The organism is Thermococcus fumicolans, from assembly GCF_055386755.1.
The window spans coordinates 1,355,526-1,376,052 of record NZ_AP042424.1; the positions used below are offsets into that span (position 1 = coordinate 1,355,526).

A 20,527-nucleotide genomic window follows, 5' to 3' on the forward strand; every position below is an offset into this window, starting at 1 on the left:
ACTTAAGAGAATTGCGGTGGGAGAGAGAATTAAAATGACCAGCAAAGTAAAAGAAACCGGGCTAGGACGTTGGAGATATCCAAACAGGGCACTCTCCGCTGCCCATTACGGACTTCTGCCCCACCCACGTCCTGCTCCCGTCGGTGTAGATGATTTTCTCCCATCTCTCCGCGAGGAGCTCAGATCTAACAACGGTACTGCCCATGCTCCCCCCGGAGGAAACTTCGATCACGAGGGTTCCGTTTTCAAGCTTGAGCTTTTTGAAGGAATATCCCCTGGGGAGCTCGACGAGTGCTATTTTGCTCAGGTTGTAGGGACTCGCCAGATACCAGACGCTCCTCTCGGAGTTGGAGGTTTTGGACAGCACGGGCTTTGTTAGAACTCCCTCACAAGATGGGCGGAGGGTCTTCCCGTCAACGCTGACTTCGAAGAGGTCAGGACTCAGGTTCTTTGGGATGCACGGGATCGTAAAGTTTGCGTGGTTCACCCTTATATCGCCGGATCCCGCTGAGTGGAAGTGCAAAACTATTCTGTCGTCTTTGATTTCGTAGCCCATCGCCCCGAGTTCTCCGGGATAATAGACGTCGAGGAGGAGGTGAAGCTTCCCCGCGGAGCACAGCCTGTGTTCCTCCCGAACGTTCGACGCCCCGCCATTATGGAACACAGCAACCGCGATGAGGATCAACACGATGGGAATAGACAGCAGGGCCTTCTTGTTCACGGTATCACCCCACAGAGAGGGTTCCAAAACACGAAACTGTGAGGATTCAGTAATTTCGTATGTGTTGCACTTCTAGCTGGCGTATTCATTTTAGTGTCTGGGCTTAGGACATTTAACACTTTCGCCTGAAATTACAGGATGGAAAGAAAAGGGAAAACTTCACCCCTTGTGCGGGAAGAAGACGACCTTTCCGGTCTTGCCCGCGCGCATCAGCTCGAAGGCCTCCTCGAACTTGTCGAAGCCCTTGTACTTGTGGGTGATTATCGGGTCGAGGTTGAGCTTGCCGCTCTGGATGAGGCTTGAGACCGTGTACCAGGTCTCCCAGAGGTGCCTACCGGTTATGCCGTGTATTTCAAGGGCCTTGAAGATTATGAGGTTGTTGAAGTCTATCGTCACTTCCCTCGGGAAGAGGCCGAGAAGGGAAACCCTTCCGCCCGGAGTCACGGCCTTGAGGCCCTGCTCCAGGGCTTTGGGAGCGCCGCTGAACTCGAGGAAGACCTCAACTCCCGCACCATCCGTTATATCCATCACGAACTTAACAGGATCCTCCTCGAAGGGGTTGACCACGTAGTCGGCGCCGACCTTCTTCGCCAGCTTCCTCCTGAACTCGCTCGGCTCGCTCACGATGACCGGGTAGGCGCCGGATGCCTTGGCGACCGCTATTCCGAGAAGGCCGAGGGGGCCGGCTCCGGTGATGAGTGTGCTCCTTCCGGCTATCGGGCCAGCTAAGACAGTATCGACGGCGTTTCCGAGCGGCTCCTGCAATGCCGCGTACTCGGGCTTCATGTCCTTGGGGTTCTTCCAGGCGTTCTGGGCGGGAACGATGGCGTAGTGGGCGAAGACGCCGTCCATGTCGACGCCGAATATCTTCGTGTTCTGGCAGACGTGGTAGCGGTTGTGTCTGCAGGCGTAGCACTTGCCGCAGACGATGTGAGTCTCGGCGCTTATGTAGTCACCTTCCTGAAGGGTATCAACGCCCGGGCCGACCTCGATGACCTCACCAGCCACTTCGTGGCCCATAATCTGGGGCGGCTTGATCCTGCTCTGCGCCCACTCGTTCCACTCGTAGATGTGCAAATCGGTTCCGCAGATGCTCGTTGCCAGGACTTTGATGAGAACTTCCCCTGGGCCCGGTTTCGGAACGTCAACTTCAACCAGCTCGGCGCCGTAGGCCGGCTTGGTTTTCATAATAGCCTGCATCTTTTCGGCCATGGCTATCATCCCCTACACTGGTGCATAGATCTGTCGCGGATATAAACTTTTTTACAGGTGAACGGGAGTGAGCATTGCCCCCAATGTTTTATCGAGATTCGAACTTTAAACGAAAATTGGGTTTGCAATCCGTTTATTTTTGCCCCTTCCCATTCACTAGTCTGACACAGGGGTTAAATACCCATCCGCCATACTTTGAGGGACATCGCTTGGGTGGTGTCTGAGTTGGAGAGGAGTGGATTCCATGACAGGAAGCCCCCCGTAAAGCGGGGGGAGCACTACAGAGTTCGGATTGAGTCCCTCGGCAGGGGCGGAGATGGTATCGCCAGGATCAGGGGCTTTGTTGTGTTTGTCCCCAAGACCCGCGTCGGGGATGAGGTGGAGATCGAGATAAAGAACGTGAAAGAGCGCTTTGCCTTTGCCGAGGTCATCGGGTGAACTCCCTGGGTGTCTTACTTCTCCGTTTTTGTTCCGTTTTGGCCTTTCTCCCTTTTGTACCCGACCCCGCTTTGGTTCGGACAGTGGAAAAGTTAATAAAAGCGAATTTCAAGAATCTAAGGGATGGAGGGAAGGAGATGGCAGTTATAGTAGTGACTGGCAGGGGCGGGGCAGGAAAGACAACCACCACGGCAAACCTGAGCGCTTATCTCGCCCAGAAGGAGTACAGGGTTCTAACGATCGACGGAGACCTCTACCTCCCGAACCTGGGCTTCCACTTTGGAATAGACAACGTCAAGTACACCGTCCACTCCATCCTGAGGGATCCCAACCTCGACCCAGAATGGGCGATCTACAAGCACAGGGAGACCGGCGTCTACGTTATGCCCGGGAGCTCGAACCTCCACGACGTTATAGGCATCTCCCCCCAGGGCCTCAGGGACCTGGTTGAAAAGGTCAAATACAAGTTCGGTGTCGTCTTTGTTGACTCCCCCACAGGCGTTCCCTTCGACACCCTCCCGACTTTTGAGGTTGCCGATTACCAGATAATAGTGGTCGAGATAGAGAGGTCGCCCATCTACTCCTTCGAGACAATGGTGGAGAACGAAGTCAACAAGCTCAAGGCCCTCGGAGAGGAGTACGGGCTCAGGATAGGCGTGGTTCTCAACAAGGTGAGGGAGTCGGTTGACGTCGTTGACAAGATCATAGACGTCATCGAGGAGGACGTGGGCGTTCCGGTTCTGGGATGGGTTCCCTTTGACGAGGCCGTTCCCGAGTCCATAAACGTTGGAGTCCCTGTTCTGGCTTACAGGCCCAAGAGTGATGCCGCCCTGGCGTTTGCCGACGCGGGGGAAGTCCTCGAGGGATGGATATTCGGCTGATTGCTGGTTTTGGAGGTGTCGTTATGGAGTTCGAGGAACTGGTTGAGAAGGTCGCAAGGGGAGAGATAAAGCTCCACCAGGTTGAGAAGTACACGGACGGCGACAAGAAGCTCGCCACTGAAATAAGGAGGAAAGCCCTCGAGAAGAAGCTTGGAGTAAAGCTCGACAACATCGGCCACTACTCGATAGACCCTAACAGGCTCATAGGCAAGAACATCGAGAACATGATAGGCGTCGTCCAGATACCGATGGGCGTTGCCGGGCCGCTCAAAATCAACGGGGAATACGCCAAAGGAGAGTTCTACATTCCGCTCGCAACGACGGAGGGGGCTCTCGTCGCCAGCGTCAACAGGGGTTGCTCGGCTTTAACCGAAGCTGGAGGCGTCAAGACAACCCTCATCGATGACAAGATGACGCGCGCTCCTCTCCTCAAGTGCCCCGACGCGAGGAGAGCGAAGGAAGTCGCGGAGTGGGTCAAGAACAACATCGACTACCTCCAGGAGAAGGCCGTCAGCAAGGTCACCAGGCACGGAAAGCTCCGCGATGTCAAGCCCTACATAGTGGGCAACAACCTCTACCTCCGCTTCGAGTTCGAGACCGGCGATGCGATGGGTATGAACATGGTCACAATCTCGAGCGAGGAGATAATGAAGGTCATCGAGGAGGAGTTCCCCGATGTCAAGTACTTGGCTCTTTCCGGTAACCTCTGCGTCGACAAGAAGCCCAACGCCATGAACTTCATCAACGGGCGCGGCAAGACGGTCATAGCCGAGGCAGTGATTCCGAGGGAGATAGTCGAGAAGAAGCTGAAGACGACTCCAGAGCTAATAGCCGAGGTCAACTACCGCAAGAACCTCGTCGGTTCAGCCCAGGCCGGTTCCTACGGCTTCAACGCCCATTTCGGGAACATAGTTGGCGCCATCTTCCTCGCCACCGGCCAGGACGAGGCGCAGATAACCGAGGGCTCGCACGGCATAACCCTCGCCGAAGTCACTCCTGAGGGAGACCTCTACATAAGCATAACCATGCCGAGCCTCGAGATAGGTACCGTCGGTGGTGGAACCCGCGTCCCGACCCAGAGGGAAGCGCTCTCGATTATGGGCGTCGCAGGCGGAGGAGACCCGCCCGGAACGAACGCCAAGAAGTTCGCCGAGATAATAGCCGGCGCTGTGCTGGCGGGCGAGCTTTCTCTACTCGCGGCCATAGCGGCTAAACACCTCGCGAAGGCCCACAAGGAACTGGGCCGCTGATTCTCGCTTTTCTCTTATCTGAGGGGACTAAGCCGCCGCAAGCAGTCCTAGGGTGAGTCTGACCAAAAAAGGCCCCTCCCACGAGCACTTCTTTATGCAGGGGCTTTCAAGGAGGAAGTAGGCAAGAAAGGCTAACCCAATGAGAGGCGAAGCCCTCAGAGCCGCTGAATAGACCATGGCCAGGGTGAGGGACCAGAGCACGCCCTCCCTCTTGGAGATGGCTGAAAGCAGCGAGGGCTTCAGGACTAGGTTCTCGGAAAAGGCTCCACCCACCATGATCGCCGGGAGAAACTGAGCGGGGCTTCTCCTCAGGAGGTACGCGACAGTCAGGCCGGCTAACAACACGATCACAAAGTTTGACCTTTTAACGGTGCCGTTCAGATCTGCCGCTCCTTGAGGAAAAGCCACAACTGCGTAGACGACGGAAGCCAGGGCCAGGAGGGCGAGGACGGCGGGATCCCTCGGGAACTTTACGATTGATACGGCGTAGGTGGGGATAACCCACAGGGCGATGTAGGAGGGCAACCCCAAGCGCGGAAAACCCTTCAGCAGGGCTAGCAGAGGGGCCCCAATAAGGATCGAGGAGAGAATCCACGAGTAGACGTTCCCCGAGGTCAGCGGGAAAAACGTGGCTCCAATGGGGAGCACCATGAGACGTGGGGCGTCCAGGTTGGCGAGTATCTCCCCCACGACTCTCCAGGTTGTGTACAGTCCCAGGGCGACGTAGGAGACCCCAAGGATCCCGGCGAGGAGCGCGTAGAGCGGCTCGCCCCGATACCAAGTCCATATGTGGATGAAAGTCGAGAGGGCGTAGCCCGCGGTGTAGCGCAGCATGAACGAAACCGGAAACAGCTTTACCACCCCGTCCCCCGCGCGGGGCCTCAGAAGGAGGAGGAAAGCCCAGAGAAAAGCCGTTGTCGCAAGCAAAAGAGAGATATTCACGTTGACGTTCTCAAGCGCTAGAACCACGCCGTAAGCGTTTGGGTTTACGAGAGTCTCCACGTTTATGGTCAGGGCTGTGATAAAAAGGGCCGCCAGCGGTGAGATGAGCAGCATGGTCGAGGTCCTTTTGCCGATCCTATCCGGCAGGAGGGGATAAAACGCGAGGGCTATAAAAGCCAGGACGAGGGCTAAAACTTCCCCTCCGTTTGGTACGACGGGGTAGCTCAGGCCCAGCAGACTTATGTACCAGTCCTGCCGCCCGTAGCCGGTGAGAGGTGGGATTATGTAGAGCAGAACATCCGCGAGGAGGTAGAAGAGGAGGAGGGAATAGGCCAGGAAGAACTTCCGGTCCATTCTGGACGCGATGTCCAGAAACACCCCCACGAAGAAGTCGTCGAACTGTATCGTGCGCTTCAGTGCCTCCAGCGGTGAAAGGCCCCTGCGGAGCGAGATCAACAGGGCATAGACGAGGTAGAGCACCGAGAGGAGAGAAACGATGTTCCCAACGAAGAAGTCGTAGAGTTGGGCGACAGGATAAGCGACGACCACCGTGAACAGGAAGAGCTTTAAGCCGTCCTTAAGCCCAACACCCGAGGCGTAGAGGTAAACCGGCAGGAGGATGAATATGGAGACCAGCACAACGTCGTTCAGGATCCTCGCGTACCTGATCAGGACGTCAATGGAGAAATAAGACCTTAGCACCGGGTTGATCTGGACAAGGAGCATTATGCCCAGCAGGGGCGAGAGGTTTACACGGGTTTTAAGTTCATCCTCCAGGAACTCGGCCAGGAGGGAGTAGATCAGGAAAAGACCCGTCACGCGGAGGGTTATGTCCAGGTAAAGGGGCATCTGGATCTCGATCCCGAAAAGGGAGAGGACGTAGAGGGCAAAGCCAAAGGCCTGGACCACGAGAGATGCGTCTATGGCATCCCTCTCGCGGAGGCCGAACACCATGAAGCTCCCCTCACTTCCGTCCCCTTAGGTACAGACCGGCCCCGAGGAGCACGGCAGTGGCCACACCGATTAGGATGTAGGAACCGCTCCCGCCTCCCCCGCCTTTAGACGCGGATGACGTTTCGCCCAGCGGAGAGGTCGACGTAATGTTAAACTCCCCGCTTGGAGAAGTTGTGGTAACTTCTGCACCCCCAAACGACGCCTTTCCCGATACTCTAGCTTCACCGGATTTGGTAACGAGGACGTGCTCCACGATGATGCCCTTGACGACCTCCTCCGGCGTTGCGTTGGTTATCACCGCGAACCCACGGGTGTAGTTTCCTTCCCTCGGGTCCTTTATGTCGAATGCTATCACCGGCTCCCTCTGAATTATTATGGTGTCCGGCGGGAGGATCATATCGTCGACGCTGTAGGCCACGCTCTTGCTCACGTTGAAGATCATCCTCAAGGCCTCGGGCTGTCCCTGCACGGCCGTTATCTGTACCTCGTGATCCACGTAATAACCGGGCCTGTTGTTGATCTCTACCCTGTATATCCTGGTGGTGGCGTTGAACTCCACCTTCGTTCCGTTTAGAGCTATGGACGTCTCGTTTTGCTTGACCTCCTTAACCGGCCGCCCCGAGGGTACAAAAATCCTCTCGTAGGAGTCGGGTTTCAAGCTGATAGTGGTGGAGTAAATCACTCTGCTCCCGTTTAGAACCTCCACCGTGTAGCTGCCCCATGGGAGGCCGATGTACCTTATCTGTGAGTTCCACAGGTTCATGGACGTCCCGTTTATCATGAGTTTGAGGCCTCCCAACGTCGGGCCCGTAACCATGAGAACCCCGCGGGTCTTGATCAACTTCACCTTAATGTGATCCCCCTCCCTCGCCAGGTAGAGGAGGTACCTTTTGTCCGGGCTCAGCGCCGGTGAAGGGGGGACGTTTCTGAACATTGGGGGGAATACCCACAGGGGATCACCGATTGATCCACTTCCACCGAATCCCATATTCCGAGCTGTCCACCAGTAGTGAGTGGATACCTGCTTTGAAACAGGGGAGTAGACCTCAGTAAAGACGAGGTGGGTGTTTGGAAGGATCACCGGTGAGCTCTGGATAAGCGGATAACCCTTCCCGTTGTGCCAGTCCTGGGGAAAGTCGCGGTCAATTATTGTCCCGCTTTCAGTCATGAGCAGTGTTTGACTCTTTTCAGCAGTTCTAAACCCGGAGTCATCCACGCTAACGTTCTGCACCACAACGGCTATGTACTCGCTCGATGGGTCGGCGTCTACAGTTATACTGCCCTGAAAGTCCCTCCTCCACAGCACTTTTCCGTCTAGAGAGAGCCCGACCAATTCCGAGACCTCTTTGAGCCCGCTTTCGTTTTTGAGGGTGTAGAGGGCCACTAGAACGAGGTTCTCCGAGGTGTCCATGCCGCGCACGTACCACCCCTTGAACTCCACCTTGTTCAACAGTGCGCCCGAGCCCTTATCGAGGATGAAAACAGTGGAGGAGTGGTTTTCAAGCTCCATGTCTGGGAACAGGAGTGTGGACGCGTAGTTCTCGGCAAGGAAGATCCTATCTCCCCGCTCCTTTACCTCCGCAGTGCTCTGGTGGGAGAACCCTCCAGCCGGCACGTTAAAGGTCCACAGCTTGTTTCCCTGAAGGTCGTAGGCCAATAAGTATCCCCTGGAACCGTTCACGATGAGGGGGTAGGTAACGGACACCACGATCATATCTGAGAAATAGCGCGCTGAGACCATGGATATAATCCCCGCATCGCTGACCTTCCGCCTCCAGATAGTGAAACCAGACGTGGCGTTGAAGAGGTACAGGTAGCCAGCTTTGTCCCCAGAATAGCTCTCGACCGTTGCCGCGATGGTTTCCCCCCGCACTCCCACGTAAGAAACCATCGTTGCCGGTTCAAACGTCTTATTCCACAGGAGCGTCCCTTTGAGGGAATAGACGAGGATCCGGTCGTTGAACCCGATGACGAAGAAGTCCTCGCCTGCGGCATACAGTATCGAGTCCTCAGTGAAATTATTCGGATTCAGGTTGAGGGTAACTTCGGGAAGGGTTCCCTGCCAAATGTCATCGCCGAAAGCCGAAACCGGGGTGTATACTGCGGACAGGACAACCAGCAGGAAAATCAGCGCGGCAACAGCCCTCCTCATTTCAAACCCTCCTTAGCCTGTGATTGCCAGATTACACCTCAAGTGACTCCGATCCAAAGTTTAAATGACTATCGGAACCTTCCTTCTGCCCGGACGTTTTTTCCTCCCCGGGTTTAAGCACAAAAACCGCAAGCTCCCTCCTGGGCTTCTGGGTCAGCTCAACACCCCTGAAATAGAGCAGGGAAAACGGGTAGTCGAGGATGAGGTAGATAAGTCCCGTGAGGATCAGCACCACGGCCATCTGAATCCAGAGGCCGGCTTCCTCCACCAGGGCAGAAATCAGAAAGCTGGAGACGAAGCCCACCAGAAAGCTCAGCGCTGACCTGTGTCTGAACCTCCTCCCGCCCACCTTTCCCCCGTGGATAACTCTCAGGAGCGCCCTCAGACCATTCTCATTCCTGACCCGGAAGTAGAGCTCGAACTCTGGCTCGATGTTGTCTGGAGAGAAATCGCCTGGAATGAGGTAGAAGACCCTGGTGAGACCATCGGTGAGCTCCAAGATGGTAACAAAACCGGATTCCCGGTACAGCTTCTCGGCCTCCGACACCAGCAGGTACTCGTCGGGATCCTGGAAGTGGGAAAAGCCCCTGAGCTTCCCCAGGCAGGCGGAGAGGAGCTCGCATTTCACCCTGTAGTACTTAACGTACTTCGAGCTGATCATCCTGCGGTAGGCGTACTTGATGTTCTGGTACCTAACCATCGCCAGAGGTATCGCGTGGTTCTTAAAAAGGTTTCACCGCGATCGAAACCTTTTTAAATGCACACATCCGAGCCACATAGACTATATAGACTATAGAGGTGGGGGCATGCTGGGGTTGCTGGCCAGCGCGTTCTTCATGGCATGGGCGATAGGCGCAAACGACAGCGCCAAAGCCGTTGGAACCGCCGTTGGCTCGGGGATAATCGGCTTTAAGAGGGCTGTCCTTGTGATCGGGGCCTTCGTGACGGTTGGGGCTATAATGGGCGGTTCCGGCGTGTCGGGCACAGTGGCCGGGTTAGCCGGCGGCATGGACTGGTTCAGCATCGGGCTAGTTCTCTTCAGCGCCGCCTCCGCCGTAACCCTCGCCAGTCTCTGGGGCAACCCCATATCGACTACCCAGGCAATAATAGGGGCCCTCGTTGGGGCTTCCCTGGCCTCGGGCCTCCCCGTAAACTGGGGGGTGGTGGGAAAAATCGTTTTGACGTGGGTTATATCCCCCTTTCTTGCTGGAGCGTTCTCCATCGCGATCTACTCCGTCTACAAAAGGGTGCTCAACAGGATAAAACATCTGGGATTGCTGGAGCTAACACAGAAGTGGCTGGTTTTCATAGCCGCGGCCTACGCCTCCTTTAACCTTGGGACCAACGAGCTGGCCAACGTTATCGGCCTGGTGGACGGTGGATTTCCCAGCAGGGTCTTTTTGGCCCTTTCCCTCGGGCTGGGGGCGTTGACTTTCAGCTATGAGGTCATGATGACCGTTGGTAGGGATCTGGCACCCCTGGGGCCAACTTCGGGCTTTTCCGCCCAGATGGGTGCCTCTCTGGCAGTTACAACGGCCAACTTTTTTGGGATACCCGTGAGCTCCGGGCAGGCTATTGTGGGAGCTATATCCGGGGTTAGCGTCTACAAAGGGGGACCGGTCAATAAAAAGGCCATGAAGGGGATCCTGAGGGGATGGATAACGGCTCCGCTTGGGGCGGGCGTTCTGGCGTTCGTGCTGGTAAGGCTCTTTTCCGGTCTTTGAAGCTTTTTAAACAAAGGATGCCAACTTTGCTGGAGGTGAGAAAATGGCTGACTTCAAGTTTGAGATCAGGGCGAGAGACGCCGCGGGCAGGATTGGAAAACTGACGGTTAACGGGAAGACGATAGAAACGCCGGCCATAATGCCCGTCGTCAACCCAAAACAGCTCATCGTGACCCCGAAAGAGCTGAAGGAGATGGGTTTCGGGATGATCATCACGAACTCATACATAATCTACAAGACGCCCGAGCTGAGAGAGAAGGCGCTTGAGGTGGGAATTCACAAGTTGCTCGACTACGATGGCATAATCGAGGTCGATTCCGGCTCTTTCCAGCTCATGCGCTACGGGGGCGTCGAGGTCACGAACCGCGAGATAGTCCAGTTCCAGCACGACATAGGAGTTGACGTGGGGACTTTCCTCGACATACCGACCCCGCCCGATGCTCCCCGCGAGAATGCGGAGGAGGAGTTGAGGATAACGCTGGAGAGGGCGAAGGAAGCGGATGGGATAAAGGAGATCGCCATGAACGCGGCCGTTCAGGGTTCAACCTACCCCGAGTTAAGAACCTACGCCGCCAAAAGGCTCAGCGAGATGAACTTCGAGATCCACCCGATTGGGGCCGTAGTCCCGCTGATGGAGAGCTACCGCTACCGCGATCTGGTTGACATCGTCATCGCCTCGAAGCAGGGCCTCAGGCCGGACAGGCCCGTCCACCTCTTCGGTGCCGGCCATCCGATGATTTTCGCCTTGGCTGTGGCGATGGGGATAGACCTCTTCGACTCGGCAAGCTATGCCTTGTATGCTAAAGACGACCGCTATCTAACGCCAGAAGGAACGAAACGCTTGGAGGAGCTCGAGTACTTCCCCTGCTCCTGTCCCGTCTGCTCGCGCTACACCCCCCAGGAACTCCGCGAGATGCCAAAGGAAGAAAGGACGAGGCTTTTGGCAATCCACAACCTCTGGGTCATAAGAGAGGAGCTCAACAGGGTGAAGCAGGCGATAAAGGAAGGAACGCTGTGGGAGCTGGTCGACGAGCGCGCTAGGAGCCACCCCAAGATGTTCGCCGCCTACAAGCGCTTGTTTGAATACAGGGAATACCTCGAGAAGAACGAGCCGGTTACCAAAGCCAGCGCCTTCTTCAAGGTGAGCGAGGAATCCCTGCGGTGGCCAACTGCCGTTAGGGCCAGGGAGCGGGCCGAGCGGGTCAGGAGAAAATTCCCAGAAACGGTGAAGCATCCGATATTCGGCGAGATTCCGAGGTATCTCAGCCTAAGTTATCCCTTCGCCCAGAGCGAGGGCGAGGAGGACTTCACGATAGAGAAGCCGCGGAAAGGAGAGGCAAGGAACTATATCATGGCCGTTGCGGAATATCAGTTCGGTGAAGGTGCGGACGAGGCGTTTAAGGATGCCTTCGTCGAGCTTTCCAGGAAGACGGGCATGCCGAGGCAGATTAAAGCCAAGGGCAAGCACCTCGCGACTTTTAGAGCTGAGGACGGCCTCCTGACGCTCGGAATAGAAGGTGCCAAGAGGCTCCACGAAGTCCTCCCGTTCCCGAGGATGCGCGTCGTTGTGAACAGCGACGCCGAACCCTTCGCGAGGAAAGGAAAGAACGTCTTCGCCAAGTTCGTGGTCGATGCAGATCCAGAGATAAGGCCCTACGATGAGGTTCTGGTTGTGAACGAGAGGGGTGAGCTGCTCGCGACAGGACAGACCCTGCTCAACGGCGAGGAGCTGAGAATCTTCAAGAGCGGATTGGCCGTGAAGGTTAGGAGGGGAGTGGAGAAGTGACTACCTCCCAAACCTCCTCTGCCTCTTCTGGTACTCCCTTATTATCCTCAGGAAATCTATCTTCCTGAACTCGGGGAAGTAGACGTCGACGAAGAAGAGCTCGCTGTAGGCTATCTGATAAAGGAGGAAGTTGCTTATCCTCACCTCACCCCCGGTTCGGATCACTATGTCCGGATCCGGCATGTTTGGGTGGTAGAGGTAGCGCTTTATCAGGTCTTCGTCTATTTCGTCAGGACTTATCTTCCCTTCAAGAGCGTCCTGAACTATCTCTCTCACCGCGTCGGCTATCTCGCTCCTGCCCCCGTAGGCGATGGCGAGGTTGAGAGTGTAGTTGTCGTATTTCCTAGTGGCCTTTTCCGCCTCCTCAGCAGCTTTTCTGACGTTCTCCGGCAGGAGGTCTTTCCTTCCTATCACGTTGACCCTGATGCCGTACCTGTGAACCCTCTCGTCCCGAACCAGCTCCCTGAACTTCTGCTCGAAGAGGTTCATGAGGGCGTTAACCTCCTCGGGGGAGCGCCTGAAGTTCTCGGTGGAGAAAGCATAAGCTGTGAGCGTCCTTATGCCCAGCTCCCTGCACCAGTCCAGGATCTCCTCCAGCTTGTTCGAGCCGAACAGGTGGCCGTACCAGGGGGGCTTCTCCAGTTTCCTCGCCCATCGTCTGTTCCCGTCCATGATTATCGCAACGTGCTTTGGGATGTTCCCCGATTTAACCCTCTCCAGGAGGTAGGACTCGTAAAAGTCGTAGGCCGGCTTAAAAATGAGGGGAGGAACCTTGGATATCAGTCTGTAGAGCATTTCCGACCCCTTAGAGCCTCTCCCTCTTCTCTAGGTGAAGCTTAGCCAGCTCCATGTATATCTCGGCGTTCTTCTTCGTCCACTCGATTTCCTCCTCGCTCAGCTGCCTGACGACTTTTCCTGGAACGCCGACGACGAGGCTGTAGTCGGGTATCTCCTTGCCCGGCGGAACCAGGGCTCCAGCCCCTATGATGACGTGCTTGCCTATCTTCGCCCCGTCGAGGATTATCGCTCCCATGCCGATGATGGTGTAGTCATCGATGGTCGCGCCGTGAACGACCGCGTTGTGGCCTATCGTCACGTACTTCCCGACCCTGGTCGGGAGGCCGTGGGAGGTGTGTATGCTCACGTTGTCCTGAACGTTGGAGCAACAGCCGATGTAGATCTGCTCTATATCGCCGCGGAGAACGGCCGAAGGCCAGACGCTGGTGTTCTCCTCGAGAACGACGTCGCCAATGACGGATGCGCTCTCATCAACAAAAGCGGTCTCGTGGATTTTGGGCTTCCTATCCCCCAGTCCGTAGATGACCATTCAAACCACCCCGTGTGGGGTTGGATGGGCGGTTTATAAAACTAACCTGGCAAACAACTATATAAGTTACGGGCCTTAAGTTATGACGGGTTGGCCTCATGAGGTACAGAAGGGGCGCGAGTGCCGAGAGGGAACTGATCCACAGGCTGGAAAAAGAGGGCTTCGCGGTGGTGAGGTCAGCGGGGAGCAAAAAGGTTGACATAGTAGCGGGCAACGGGAAGGTCTACCTCTGCATCGAGGTGAAGAGCACGAGGGAGGAGAGGCTCTACCTGAGCGAGGAAGACCTGGACAAGGTCCTCTCCTTCTCCAGGAGGTTCGGTGCGAAGCCTTTAATAGCCGTGAAGTTCGTTGGAAGGGAGTGGAGGTTCTTTTCTCCCAAGGCACTCATGGAGCGCGGGAAGAGGGGCAAGAACTACCGCCTGGACTACGGCGACTCAGGGATGAGCTTTGAAGAGGCCATAGGGAAGCAGAAAACCCTAATCGATCTAATAAAGGAGGGTGGTTTGAATGGGGGATCGTGAGCTCGCCGCTCTCGTTGGGGTACTCCTGGTCATCTCTATGCTGCCCGTTGGGGGGGCCGTTGCTTCCGGTGCCCCCTTTGAGGTAACCCCGGTCAAAGACAGAATAGAAAGCCTGCCGGGGGCCTTGATCTCGGTTCCCGTGAGGGTCACCAACACGGGCGAGGAACCGCTCAGCAACCTTACCCTATCGCTCGTCTGGACCTTCGACAACGGCACGTACACCGTCAACAGGACCGTCTCCGTTGGTGTTAACGAGAGCAGGGTCTTCGATCTGACTCTGAAGGTTCCTGACGTCCCGTCTGGCGATTACAACTTAACTCTGATGGGCGTCCTCGGCAACGTGACCGTTAGAAGGAAGCTCGTGCTCCACGTGAGGCCTGCGGTGGTGTACTCACTCTCCATAGACGTCGGCGACAGGTACATATACGGACGCGACGTCCCCGTAAACTTCTCGGTAGTTTCCCACTCCAACGACCGCATAATAGGCCCGATCTGGATGAGGGTCTACCGGAACGGGACGCTGATAGCTGAGAAGGCGCTGATAAGGTACCTCGACCCAGGGGAGGAGTGGAAGTACACCCTCGTCCTTGAGAGGCCCAAAACTGGAATATACACGGCCTCACTCTCGGCCAACATGTCCGGGGTCTTCAGGAGGATCGAAAAGACCTTCGTGGTCTACAGGAGGAGGTTAACCTACAGCGCGTGGTACTCGAATGGGGAGCTGAAGGTCCGCGTCCTCTTGGCCAACGGAAGCCCTGCGGAGGGGATTGAGGTCACGGTCAACGGCCTGAAGCTGAAAACAGACGAGGAGGGCCTGGTTAAGTACCCAACAACGTCGCCCAGCCTCTACGAAATCGAGCTTAACCTGGATGGGGTGGTTGAGAAGACCGCCCTCTACGTCGGCAGGCTCTTCATAAACTACGAGGTTGGTGAGGGTGTCCTTAGCTTGAAAGTTCTCGACTCCAGCGGGAATCCCGTGCCCAACGTTACGCTGAGCATAGCCAGCCCGAAGGGCGAATACTCGGCCGTGACAGACGAGAACGGCCGGGCCCAGGTTTCCCTGAGCTCCCTCGGTTACGGGACCATTTCGATAACCGCCAGCGCCAGGAACTACATCGGTTCCAGCCTCACCATCAAGATCCCCTCCCCCGTGGTCACCACTACTACCACCACTACCACAACCACGACAACGCCCCAGACGCCAACGCCTTCGACCACGACGCCTTCCCGCACTACGACCACCACCAGCAGGCCTGCCGCGGCTGGGGGCGAGAAAGGCGGCGTCCCATGGGGGGCCGTTGCCGCAACTTTAACGGGCCTCGCGCTCTTCGGCGGAACCTTCTACGTGTCTTTTATGAGGCCCCACATAATCGAGGAGGAGCTCGGGAGGTACTACTTCGTCAAGCTCAGGGCCCCGAGGGCCGCGCCGTTAAGGAACTTCAAATGGGAGAGGGGCATGAACGCCGTCGAGGTTAGGGCCACGAAAGGAAAGGCCCGGATCGAGGGGTCCAGGGTAATATGGGAGGTGGAGGAGCTGAAGCCCGGCGAGGAGGCCATCCTTCAGGTCGTCCTCGGCTGACTTTCTTTTTCAGAACACCCTGGCGTAGCCCCACTTGCGGACGCTGGTTAATATGGACGTCTCCGTGCTCCTTATCCCCTCCACCTTTCCTAATTTCTCGATGAGAAAGTTCTCAAGCTCGTGGAGGTCCCTAACGGTGACCTGCATGAGGATGTCGTGGGCGCCGGTGGCTATGCCGAGAACGTCGACCTCGGGCAGCTTTTCAAGCTCTTCCGCCGCTTTCTTCACCCTGCTCGGCTCCACGTCGACCGCTATGAATGCAACAATCGAGTAGCCTGCCTTGAAGGGGTTTATCAAAGCGGCGAACTTTCTGATTATTCCCCTCTCGACGAGCTTTTTGACGCGGAGGCGGACGGTCGATTCCGGCACCTTCAGTCTTCTCGCTATCTCCGAGTAGCTTGCCCTGCCGTCCTCTTGGAGGACGTTGAGTATCATCCTGTCGAGACCGTCAAGCTGCTCACTATTTCGCATATTTTCACCTCAATTTTTACTGATTCATAACTTTACTTTTAAGCTTTTCAGCTAAATAAGCAAAATTCTGCCGAAATTGCTATTAGTTCCAAACGCGTATAGCAGTAAGGTGGGATTATGAAGCGTCCTAAGGGTAAGGACGAGGTCATTGAGCGATACTCCCAGATCTTTCCCCGCTCGGCAAGGGTTACTTACGCCCCCATAGTTCCTGCCAGGGCCAAGAACGCCCTCGTGTGGGACATCGAGGGAAGGGAGTACATAGACTTCCTGAGTGATGCCGCCGTTCAGAACGTCGGCCACAACAATCCCCGGGTTGTCGAGGCCATGAAGAGAACCGCCGACAGATTGCTTCACTTTACCTTCATCTACGGCTTTCCTGTGGAGCCTCTCCTTTTAGCTGAAAAGCTCGCCGAGATAGCCCCGATGGGTGGAGTGAAGGTCTCCCTCGGCCTCAGCGGGAGCGACGCCAACGATGGTGCCATAAAGTTCGCGAGGGCCTACACCGGCAGGAGGGCCGTTTTAAGCTATCTTAGAAGTTACTACGGCTCGACCTACGGGGCGATGAGCATCACCGGCCTCGACTTCGAGGTTCGCTCCAAGGTCGGTCAGCTCAGCGACGTGCACTTCATACCCTACCCCAACTGCTACCGCTGTCCCTTTGGTAAGGAACCCGGGAAGTGCAGTATGGAGTGCTTGGAGTACCTCAAGGAGAAGTTCGAGGGAGAGGTTCACGCGGACGGCGTTGCCGTTCTAATGGCGGAACCCGTTCAGGGCGATGCCGGCATGGTGGTTCCCCCGGAGGGCTACTTCAAGAGGCTGAAGAAGATTTTGGACGAACACGGCATTTTGCTCGCGGTGGACGAAGTCCAGAGCGGCCTTGGAAGAACCGGAAGGTGGTTCGCGATAGAGCACTTCGGGATAGAACCCGATCTGGTGACCCTGGCAAAACCCCTCGGCGGCGGCCTCCCGATAAGCGCGATAATCGGCAGGGTCGAGATAATGGACTCACTCCCACCGCTCGGCCATGCCTTCACCTTAAGTGGAAACCCTGTCGCGAGTGCTGCAGCTTTGGCTGTGATCGAGGAGATAGAGGAGCGGAACCTTCTGGCTAGGACAGAAAGGCTCGGAAGGCGTGCAAAGAGGAAGCTTAACGCAATGAAAAGGCGGCACGAGCTAATAGGAGACGTCCGCGGCCTAGGCCTCATGCTCGGCGTCGACCTTGTGAGGGACAGAGAAACCAAGGAGAGGGCCTACGATGAGGCCAGGAAAATCGTCTGGAGGGCCTACGAGCTCGGCCTTATAGTGGCTTTCCTCCAGGGCAACGTGCTCAGGATCCAGCCCCCGCTGACGATAGAGGAGGAACTTCTGGATGAAGGCTTAGATAGGCTCGAAGAGGCTATAGAGGACGTTGAAGAGGGAAAGGTTCCGGACGATGTGCTGGAGAAAGTCCAGGGCTGGTAGATGAGGAAAAAGAAAAGTTCACTCCTTCTTTTCTTCACCCTTGGGCTCTTCCTTCTTTTCAGAAGGTTTTTCGGCTGGCTTCTTGGCTTCCTTCTTCTCCGCCGGCTTTGCAGCTTTTGATGCCGGTTTTGCCGCTGGCTTGGGCTTGGCGGCGGCAGGTGGCTTGAGGCCGTAGCCCAGGATCTTGAACGTGATCTCGGTCCCGTCCCTGAGGTAGTAGGTTACCTCCCTAGTGTCCTTGTTGAACTTTATCCTCTCGACCGGGAAGCGGTAGTCGCCAAAGCGCTCGTTTAGCTCCTTCACCTTCTTCGGGTCGATGGGAACCCAGTCGTAGAGCTCAAGATCCTCCCCGAGACCACCGGTGGTGAGGTAGAAGTTCTCGCTGAAGCCCAGCGCACCGGTTGGGCAGACGTCGACGCAGAACTGGCAGAACGTACAGCGGCCGTAGTCCACCTTCGGGTGCGGCCTCTTCTCGACCTTGCCGTCCACCTCGATCCACGTCATCTCTATTGCCCTAGCCGGGCATATCTGGCCGCAGAAGTTACAGCCAATGCACTTCTTCCAGTCGAGGGTGTGGAAGCCCCTGTACTTAGGTGCCGGCTCTATCTTCTCGAAGGGTATCTTTATCGTCACCGGCTTCTTGAATAGGTACTTGATGCCCATCCAAGGCTTGACGAATGACTTCTTGAGCTTGACCTTCTCCTCGCCTACGACCCTAACCCTCGGTTTCTCAACGCTCTCCATCTTCATCACCTGTCTATGTCGGGCGGACAGTTGTCGAGGGTCTTCAGGATGACGGGCACATCTGCCAGGCGGGCGCCCTTAAGCAGTTCTTCAAGCACCGTAACGCCGTGGCTCTGACTCGGTCCGCGGACGTGAACGCGATAGGGCTTGTGGGTTCCGTCGCTGACGACGAAGGCCCCGAAGTCACCCTTCGTTGACTCAACGTGGGCGTAGGCCTCTCCCTTTGGCGGCTTGAACCTCGGAAGTGCCTTGAGCCTCGGATCCTGCACCATGTAGGGTCCGCTCGGTGGCCCCATATCCAGGAGCTGCTCGAGTATGTAGAGGTCCTGCTCAAGCTCGTACCTCCTGACGAGAACTCTAGCCAAGCTGTCGCCCTCCTTGAGGACCGGAACCTCGAACTCGAGCTCGGGGTAGAGGTAGTAGGGGTCGTCCTTTCTGACGTCGTAGGGGACGCCGACGGCTCTGAGGTTCGGCCCCGTTACCGCGTGCTTGAGGGCAAACTTCTTGTCCATGACTCCGACTCCCTCAGTCCTCTCGAAGGTGATGTAGTTGTCGAAGAGTATCTCATCGAAGTCCTTGAGCTTGGACTTGACGTACTCGACGGTGTCGCGGAGTTGCCTCAACCAGCGGTCGCCTGGTATGTCCCTTCTAACTCCACCCGGAACCGTGTAGATGTGGTAGACCCTTCCACCGGTGAGCTCTTCATACAGGCGCATGAACCTCTCACGGTAGGCAGCAGCCCACTGTCCCGGGGTGTAGAGACCTATCTCGTTTCCAAAGCCCATTATCCAGAACATCCATGCCGCAACTCTTGCCATCTCTAGGACGGTTGTCCTTATCCAGACGGCCCTTTCAGGGACTTCCCAGCCTACTATTTCATCAACGGCCATTGAGTATATGTTCTCCGGCACGTCGCTCTCGGGGACACAGATACGGAGGAGTAAAGCGATGTTGGTGAAGTAGGGCCTCTGCTCGGCGAGCTTTTCAAAGCCGCGGTGCAGGAAGCCCGGGTTGACTATGGCCTTCTCTATCCTGTTGCCGTCCATCTTCAGGATTATGCTGAAGTTCTCCGTCGCCATGTGCTGCGGGCCGAAGAACAGCTCGTAGGTGTCCTTCCCTATCGGGTGGAGGTACATGTCGTGCTGCTTCGCCTCTTCCCTCAATTCCCTCGGGACTTCCAGGTTAGCCATGATCATCACCTCATATCACATAGTTCGTCTTGCTCTCGTCATACCTGTCGAAGTCCTCACCGTAGATCATCTTGACGTAGCCTATCATGTTGAAGTCCTTCCTGAGCGGGTGCTTCTCGTACTCCCTCGGCTCGAGGATGAAGGGACCAAGCCTCGGGTTGCCCTCGAAGGTTATTCCGAAGAACTCGTGTGCCTCCCTCTCGTAGGTCTCAGCGACCGGCCAGATGTCCATGACCGTCGGCATCTTGGCGTTTTCCCTCGGTATTCTCGTCTTTACGAAGGCGTGGACGCTCTCGCCCACGCTCCAGAGCTGGTAGGTGAGCTCGAATTCACCCTCTTTGAGCCAGTCGACGACGCTTATCTGCATGAGCATCTCAAAGGTTTCGCTCGCGAGCTCTAGGAACTCGTGAATCCTCTCGGCCGGAACCGTGAACTTTATCCTTCTCTCCCTGATGACTTCGCCCTCTGCATAAGGGGCCTTCTCGATGAGCGCTTTAACTAGCCTTCCCTCCTTGGTGTCCGGGAGCTCGGGCTTGGTCTCCTCGACCGGCTGAGCGTTCTCGACCTTCTCCTCAACCTTCTTCTCGGTCATATCCATGCGAGCCACCTCCTCGCGTCCTTCTCGCGCCATCCTTCACCGAAAAGCTCGTCCTGGTTCTTCCTGTAGTACTCGTAGTTCTCGCGGTAACGCTTCCAGCCGTCGGCGGTCCCGTCTTCGATCTTGCGCATCATCTCCATGATCCCATCCATGATAGCTTCGGGCCTGGGCATGCAGCCTGCTATGGCGACGTCGATCGGGATGTACTTGTCGAGCTGCTTGACGACGTTGTAGGAGTCCCAGTAGACGCCTCCATTGATTGGGCAGGAACCGTGGGCGAGGACGTACTTTGGATCCTGCATCATCTCGTAGGTTATGATTATCCTCTTGAGGGTCTTGGGGGTAACGTAGCCGGTGATGAGGAACAGATCGCCCATCCTCGGGGCAGGGTTGGGCATTATTCCGAAACGCTCGAAGTCGTACCTGGCAGTGGCGAGCGGCGGCATCTCGATACCGCCGCATCCCGTACAGAACGCCACTATCCAGAGGCTCTTCTTCCTGGCCCACTTAAAGAGGGGCTCGAAGAGCTTGAACTCCTGGAGCTCGTAGCTTATGAAGTCGTTCTTCTCGCTCATC

At 56.3% G+C, this 20,527-nt stretch carries 20 protein-coding genes; 8 read left to right on the forward strand and 12 right to left on the reverse strand.

Features of this window, described 5'->3' with window-relative positions:
• Positions 1-61: 61 nt before the first annotated feature.
• Positions 62-721: a hypothetical protein gene (locus ACZ5AM_RS07465; protein ID WP_464914386.1), complete on the reverse strand. Its 660-nt coding sequence runs from the start codon at positions 719-721 to the stop codon at positions 62-64.
• 159 nt (positions 722-880) lie between these two features.
• Positions 881-1,933 (reverse strand): L-threonine 3-dehydrogenase, encoded by a 1,053-nt coding sequence (gene tdh, locus ACZ5AM_RS07470; protein WP_464916062.1) that lies wholly within the window; start codon positions 1,931-1,933, stop codon positions 881-883.
• A 213-nt stretch (positions 1,934-2,146) separates the two neighbouring features.
• On the opposite strand from tdh, the gene ACZ5AM_RS07475 reads away from it, so the two are divergent.
• The 3 genes from ACZ5AM_RS07475 to hmgA all read left to right on the forward strand — a co-directional run bounded on the left by ACZ5AM_RS07475 (position 2,147) and on the right by hmgA (position 4,502).
• On the forward strand, positions 2,147-2,371 hold the full coding sequence (locus ACZ5AM_RS07475) for a TRAM domain-containing protein (RefSeq protein ID WP_464914387.1): 225 nt from the start codon (positions 2,147-2,149) through the stop codon (positions 2,369-2,371).
• Between the two features lie 137 nt (positions 2,372-2,508).
• Positions 2,509-3,252 carry a MinD/ParA family ATP-binding protein gene (locus ACZ5AM_RS07480; protein WP_464914388.1) on the forward strand — a complete coding sequence of 248 codons (744 nt, stop codon included), beginning with the start codon at positions 2,509-2,511 and terminating at the stop codon, positions 3,250-3,252.
• Between the two features lie 23 nt (positions 3,253-3,275).
• Positions 3,276-4,502: a hydroxymethylglutaryl-CoA reductase (NADPH) gene (gene hmgA / locus ACZ5AM_RS07485; protein ID WP_464914389.1), complete on the forward strand. Its 1,227-nt coding sequence runs from the start codon at positions 3,276-3,278 to the stop codon at positions 4,500-4,502.
• A gap of 27 nt (positions 4,503-4,529) precedes the next feature.
• Here hmgA and ACZ5AM_RS07490 read toward each other — a convergent pair whose 3' ends face one another.
• From ACZ5AM_RS07490 to ACZ5AM_RS07500, 3 genes are read right to left on the reverse strand one after another with little or no spacing between them, the layout of a single operon-like run.
• Positions 4,530-6,398, reverse strand: a complete 1,869-nt coding sequence (locus ACZ5AM_RS07490) for a hypothetical protein (RefSeq protein WP_464914390.1) — start codon at positions 6,396-6,398, stop codon at positions 4,530-4,532.
• Between the two features lie 10 nt (positions 6,399-6,408).
• Positions 6,409-8,550, reverse strand: a complete 2,142-nt coding sequence (locus ACZ5AM_RS07495) for an outer membrane protein assembly factor BamB family protein (protein ID WP_464914391.1) — start codon at positions 8,548-8,550, stop codon at positions 6,409-6,411.
• A gap of 31 nt (positions 8,551-8,581) precedes the next feature.
• Positions 8,582-9,250, reverse strand: coding sequence for a hypothetical protein (locus ACZ5AM_RS07500; protein WP_464914392.1), 669 nt, complete (start codon positions 9,248-9,250; stop codon positions 8,582-8,584).
• A 106-nt stretch (positions 9,251-9,356) separates the two neighbouring features.
• Here ACZ5AM_RS07500 and ACZ5AM_RS07505 point away from each other — a divergent pair, with 106 nt between their 5' ends.
• Positions 9,357-10,274 carry an anion permease gene (locus ACZ5AM_RS07505; RefSeq protein ID WP_464914393.1) on the forward strand — a complete coding sequence of 306 codons (918 nt, stop codon included), beginning with the start codon at positions 9,357-9,359 and terminating at the stop codon, positions 10,272-10,274.
• A gap of 43 nt (positions 10,275-10,317) precedes the next feature.
• On the forward strand, positions 10,318-12,060 hold the full coding sequence (tgtA, locus tag ACZ5AM_RS07510) for a tRNA guanosine(15) transglycosylase TgtA (RefSeq protein ID WP_464914394.1): 1,743 nt from the start codon (positions 10,318-10,320) through the stop codon (positions 12,058-12,060).
• Here tgtA and uppS read toward each other — a convergent pair whose 3' ends face one another.
• Positions 12,061-12,855 (reverse strand): polyprenyl diphosphate synthase, encoded by a 795-nt coding sequence (uppS, locus tag ACZ5AM_RS07515; protein ID WP_464914395.1) that lies wholly within the window; start codon positions 12,853-12,855, stop codon positions 12,061-12,063.
• Between the two features lie 10 nt (positions 12,856-12,865).
• Positions 12,866-13,387 carry a gamma carbonic anhydrase family protein gene (locus ACZ5AM_RS07520; protein WP_464914396.1) on the reverse strand — a complete coding sequence of 174 codons (522 nt, stop codon included), beginning with the start codon at positions 13,385-13,387 and terminating at the stop codon, positions 12,866-12,868.
• A gap of 98 nt (positions 13,388-13,485) precedes the next feature.
• Between ACZ5AM_RS07520 and hjc the strand changes: the two genes are divergently transcribed.
• A complete protein-coding gene (gene hjc / locus ACZ5AM_RS07525; RefSeq protein ID WP_464914397.1) occupies positions 13,486-13,908 on the forward strand; it encodes a Holliday junction resolvase Hjc in 423 nt (140 codons plus the stop codon).
• The gene (locus ACZ5AM_RS07530; RefSeq protein ID WP_464914398.1) at positions 13,895-15,487 is read left to right on the forward strand and encodes a COG1470 family protein; all 1,593 of its coding nucleotides are present in this window, start codon (positions 13,895-13,897) and stop codon (positions 15,485-15,487) included. Before hjc ends, ACZ5AM_RS07530 begins: the two co-directional genes overlap by 14 nt.
• 9 nt (positions 15,488-15,496) lie before the next feature.
• Here the strand turns inward: ACZ5AM_RS07530 and ACZ5AM_RS07535 are convergent, their stop codons facing one another.
• Positions 15,497-15,958 carry an Lrp/AsnC family transcriptional regulator gene (locus ACZ5AM_RS07535; RefSeq protein ID WP_464914399.1) on the reverse strand — a complete coding sequence of 154 codons (462 nt, stop codon included), beginning with the start codon at positions 15,956-15,958 and terminating at the stop codon, positions 15,497-15,499.
• 117 nt (positions 15,959-16,075) lie between these two features.
• Between ACZ5AM_RS07535 and ACZ5AM_RS07540 the strand changes: the two genes are divergently transcribed.
• Positions 16,076-17,419 (forward strand): leucine/methionine racemase, encoded by a 1,344-nt coding sequence (locus ACZ5AM_RS07540; protein WP_464914400.1) that lies wholly within the window; start codon positions 16,076-16,078, stop codon positions 17,417-17,419.
• A gap of 18 nt (positions 17,420-17,437) precedes the next feature.
• Here the strand turns inward: ACZ5AM_RS07540 and nuoI are convergent, their stop codons facing one another.
• From nuoI to ACZ5AM_RS07560, 4 genes are read right to left on the reverse strand one after another with little or no spacing between them, the layout of a single operon-like run.
• Positions 17,438-18,163, reverse strand: coding sequence for an NADH-quinone oxidoreductase subunit NuoI (gene nuoI, locus ACZ5AM_RS07545; RefSeq protein WP_464916063.1), 726 nt, complete (start codon positions 18,161-18,163; stop codon positions 17,438-17,440).
• 5 nt (positions 18,164-18,168) lie between these two features.
• Positions 18,169-19,353 (reverse strand): NADH-quinone oxidoreductase subunit D, encoded by a 1,185-nt coding sequence (locus ACZ5AM_RS07550; protein ID WP_464916064.1) that lies wholly within the window; start codon positions 19,351-19,353, stop codon positions 18,169-18,171.
• Between the two features lie 10 nt (positions 19,354-19,363).
• On the reverse strand, positions 19,364-19,951 hold the full coding sequence (locus ACZ5AM_RS07555) for an NADH-quinone oxidoreductase subunit C (RefSeq protein WP_464914401.1): 588 nt from the start codon (positions 19,949-19,951) through the stop codon (positions 19,364-19,366).
• Positions 19,942-20,526 carry a NuoB/complex I 20 kDa subunit family protein gene (locus ACZ5AM_RS07560; RefSeq protein ID WP_464914402.1) on the reverse strand — a complete coding sequence of 195 codons (585 nt, stop codon included), beginning with the start codon at positions 20,524-20,526 and terminating at the stop codon, positions 19,942-19,944. The genes ACZ5AM_RS07555 and ACZ5AM_RS07560 overlap by 10 nt, the downstream gene beginning before the upstream one ends.
• Between the last annotated feature and the right edge of the window lies 1 nt (position 20,527).

What these genes read in the sequence shown, in the direction of transcription:
- tdh (WP_464916062.1), bottom strand. Translation starts at nt 1,933, where the DNA reads ATGGCCGAAAAGATGCAGGCTATTATGAAAACCAAGCCGGCCTACGGC.
- ACZ5AM_RS07480 (WP_464914388.1), top strand. Translation starts at nt 2,509, where the DNA reads ATGGCAGTTATAGTAGTGACTGGCAGGGGCGGGGCAGGAAAGACAACC.
- hmgA (WP_464914389.1), top strand. Translation starts at nt 3,276, where the DNA reads ATGGAGTTCGAGGAACTGGTTGAGAAGGTCGCAAGGGGAGAGATAAAG.
- ACZ5AM_RS07490 (WP_464914390.1), bottom strand. Translation starts at nt 6,398, where the DNA reads ATGGTGTTCGGCCTCCGCGAGAGGGATGCCATAGACGCATCTCTCGTG.
- ACZ5AM_RS07495 (WP_464914391.1), bottom strand. Translation starts at nt 8,550, where the DNA reads ATGAGGAGGGCTGTTGCCGCGCTGATTTTCCTGCTGGTTGTCCTGTCC.
- ACZ5AM_RS07500 (WP_464914392.1), bottom strand. Translation starts at nt 9,250, where the DNA reads ATGGTTAGGTACCAGAACATCAAGTACGCCTACCGCAGGATGATCAGC.
- ACZ5AM_RS07505 (WP_464914393.1), top strand. Translation starts at nt 9,357, where the DNA reads ATGCTGGGGTTGCTGGCCAGCGCGTTCTTCATGGCATGGGCGATAGGC.
- tgtA (WP_464914394.1), top strand. Translation starts at nt 10,318, where the DNA reads ATGGCTGACTTCAAGTTTGAGATCAGGGCGAGAGACGCCGCGGGCAGG.
- uppS (WP_464914395.1), bottom strand. Translation starts at nt 12,855, where the DNA reads ATGCTCTACAGACTGATATCCAAGGTTCCTCCCCTCATTTTTAAGCCG.
- ACZ5AM_RS07520 (WP_464914396.1), bottom strand. Translation starts at nt 13,387, where the DNA reads ATGGTCATCTACGGACTGGGGGATAGGAAGCCCAAAATCCACGAGACC.
- hjc (WP_464914397.1), top strand. Translation starts at nt 13,486, where the DNA reads ATGAGGTACAGAAGGGGCGCGAGTGCCGAGAGGGAACTGATCCACAGG.
- ACZ5AM_RS07530 (WP_464914398.1), top strand. Translation starts at nt 13,895, where the DNA reads ATGGGGGATCGTGAGCTCGCCGCTCTCGTTGGGGTACTCCTGGTCATC.
- ACZ5AM_RS07535 (WP_464914399.1), bottom strand. Translation starts at nt 15,958, where the DNA reads ATGCGAAATAGTGAGCAGCTTGACGGTCTCGACAGGATGATACTCAAC.
- ACZ5AM_RS07540 (WP_464914400.1), top strand. Translation starts at nt 16,076, where the DNA reads ATGAAGCGTCCTAAGGGTAAGGACGAGGTCATTGAGCGATACTCCCAG.
- nuoI (WP_464916063.1), bottom strand. Translation starts at nt 18,163, where the DNA reads ATGGAGAGCGTTGAGAAACCGAGGGTTAGGGTCGTAGGCGAGGAGAAG.
- ACZ5AM_RS07550 (WP_464916064.1), bottom strand. Translation starts at nt 19,353, where the DNA reads ATGGCTAACCTGGAAGTCCCGAGGGAATTGAGGGAAGAGGCGAAGCAG.
- ACZ5AM_RS07555 (WP_464914401.1), bottom strand. Translation starts at nt 19,951, where the DNA reads ATGGATATGACCGAGAAGAAGGTTGAGGAGAAGGTCGAGAACGCTCAG.
- ACZ5AM_RS07560 (WP_464914402.1), bottom strand. Translation starts at nt 20,526, where the DNA reads ATGAGCGAGAAGAACGACTTCATAAGCTACGAGCTCCAGGAGTTCAAG.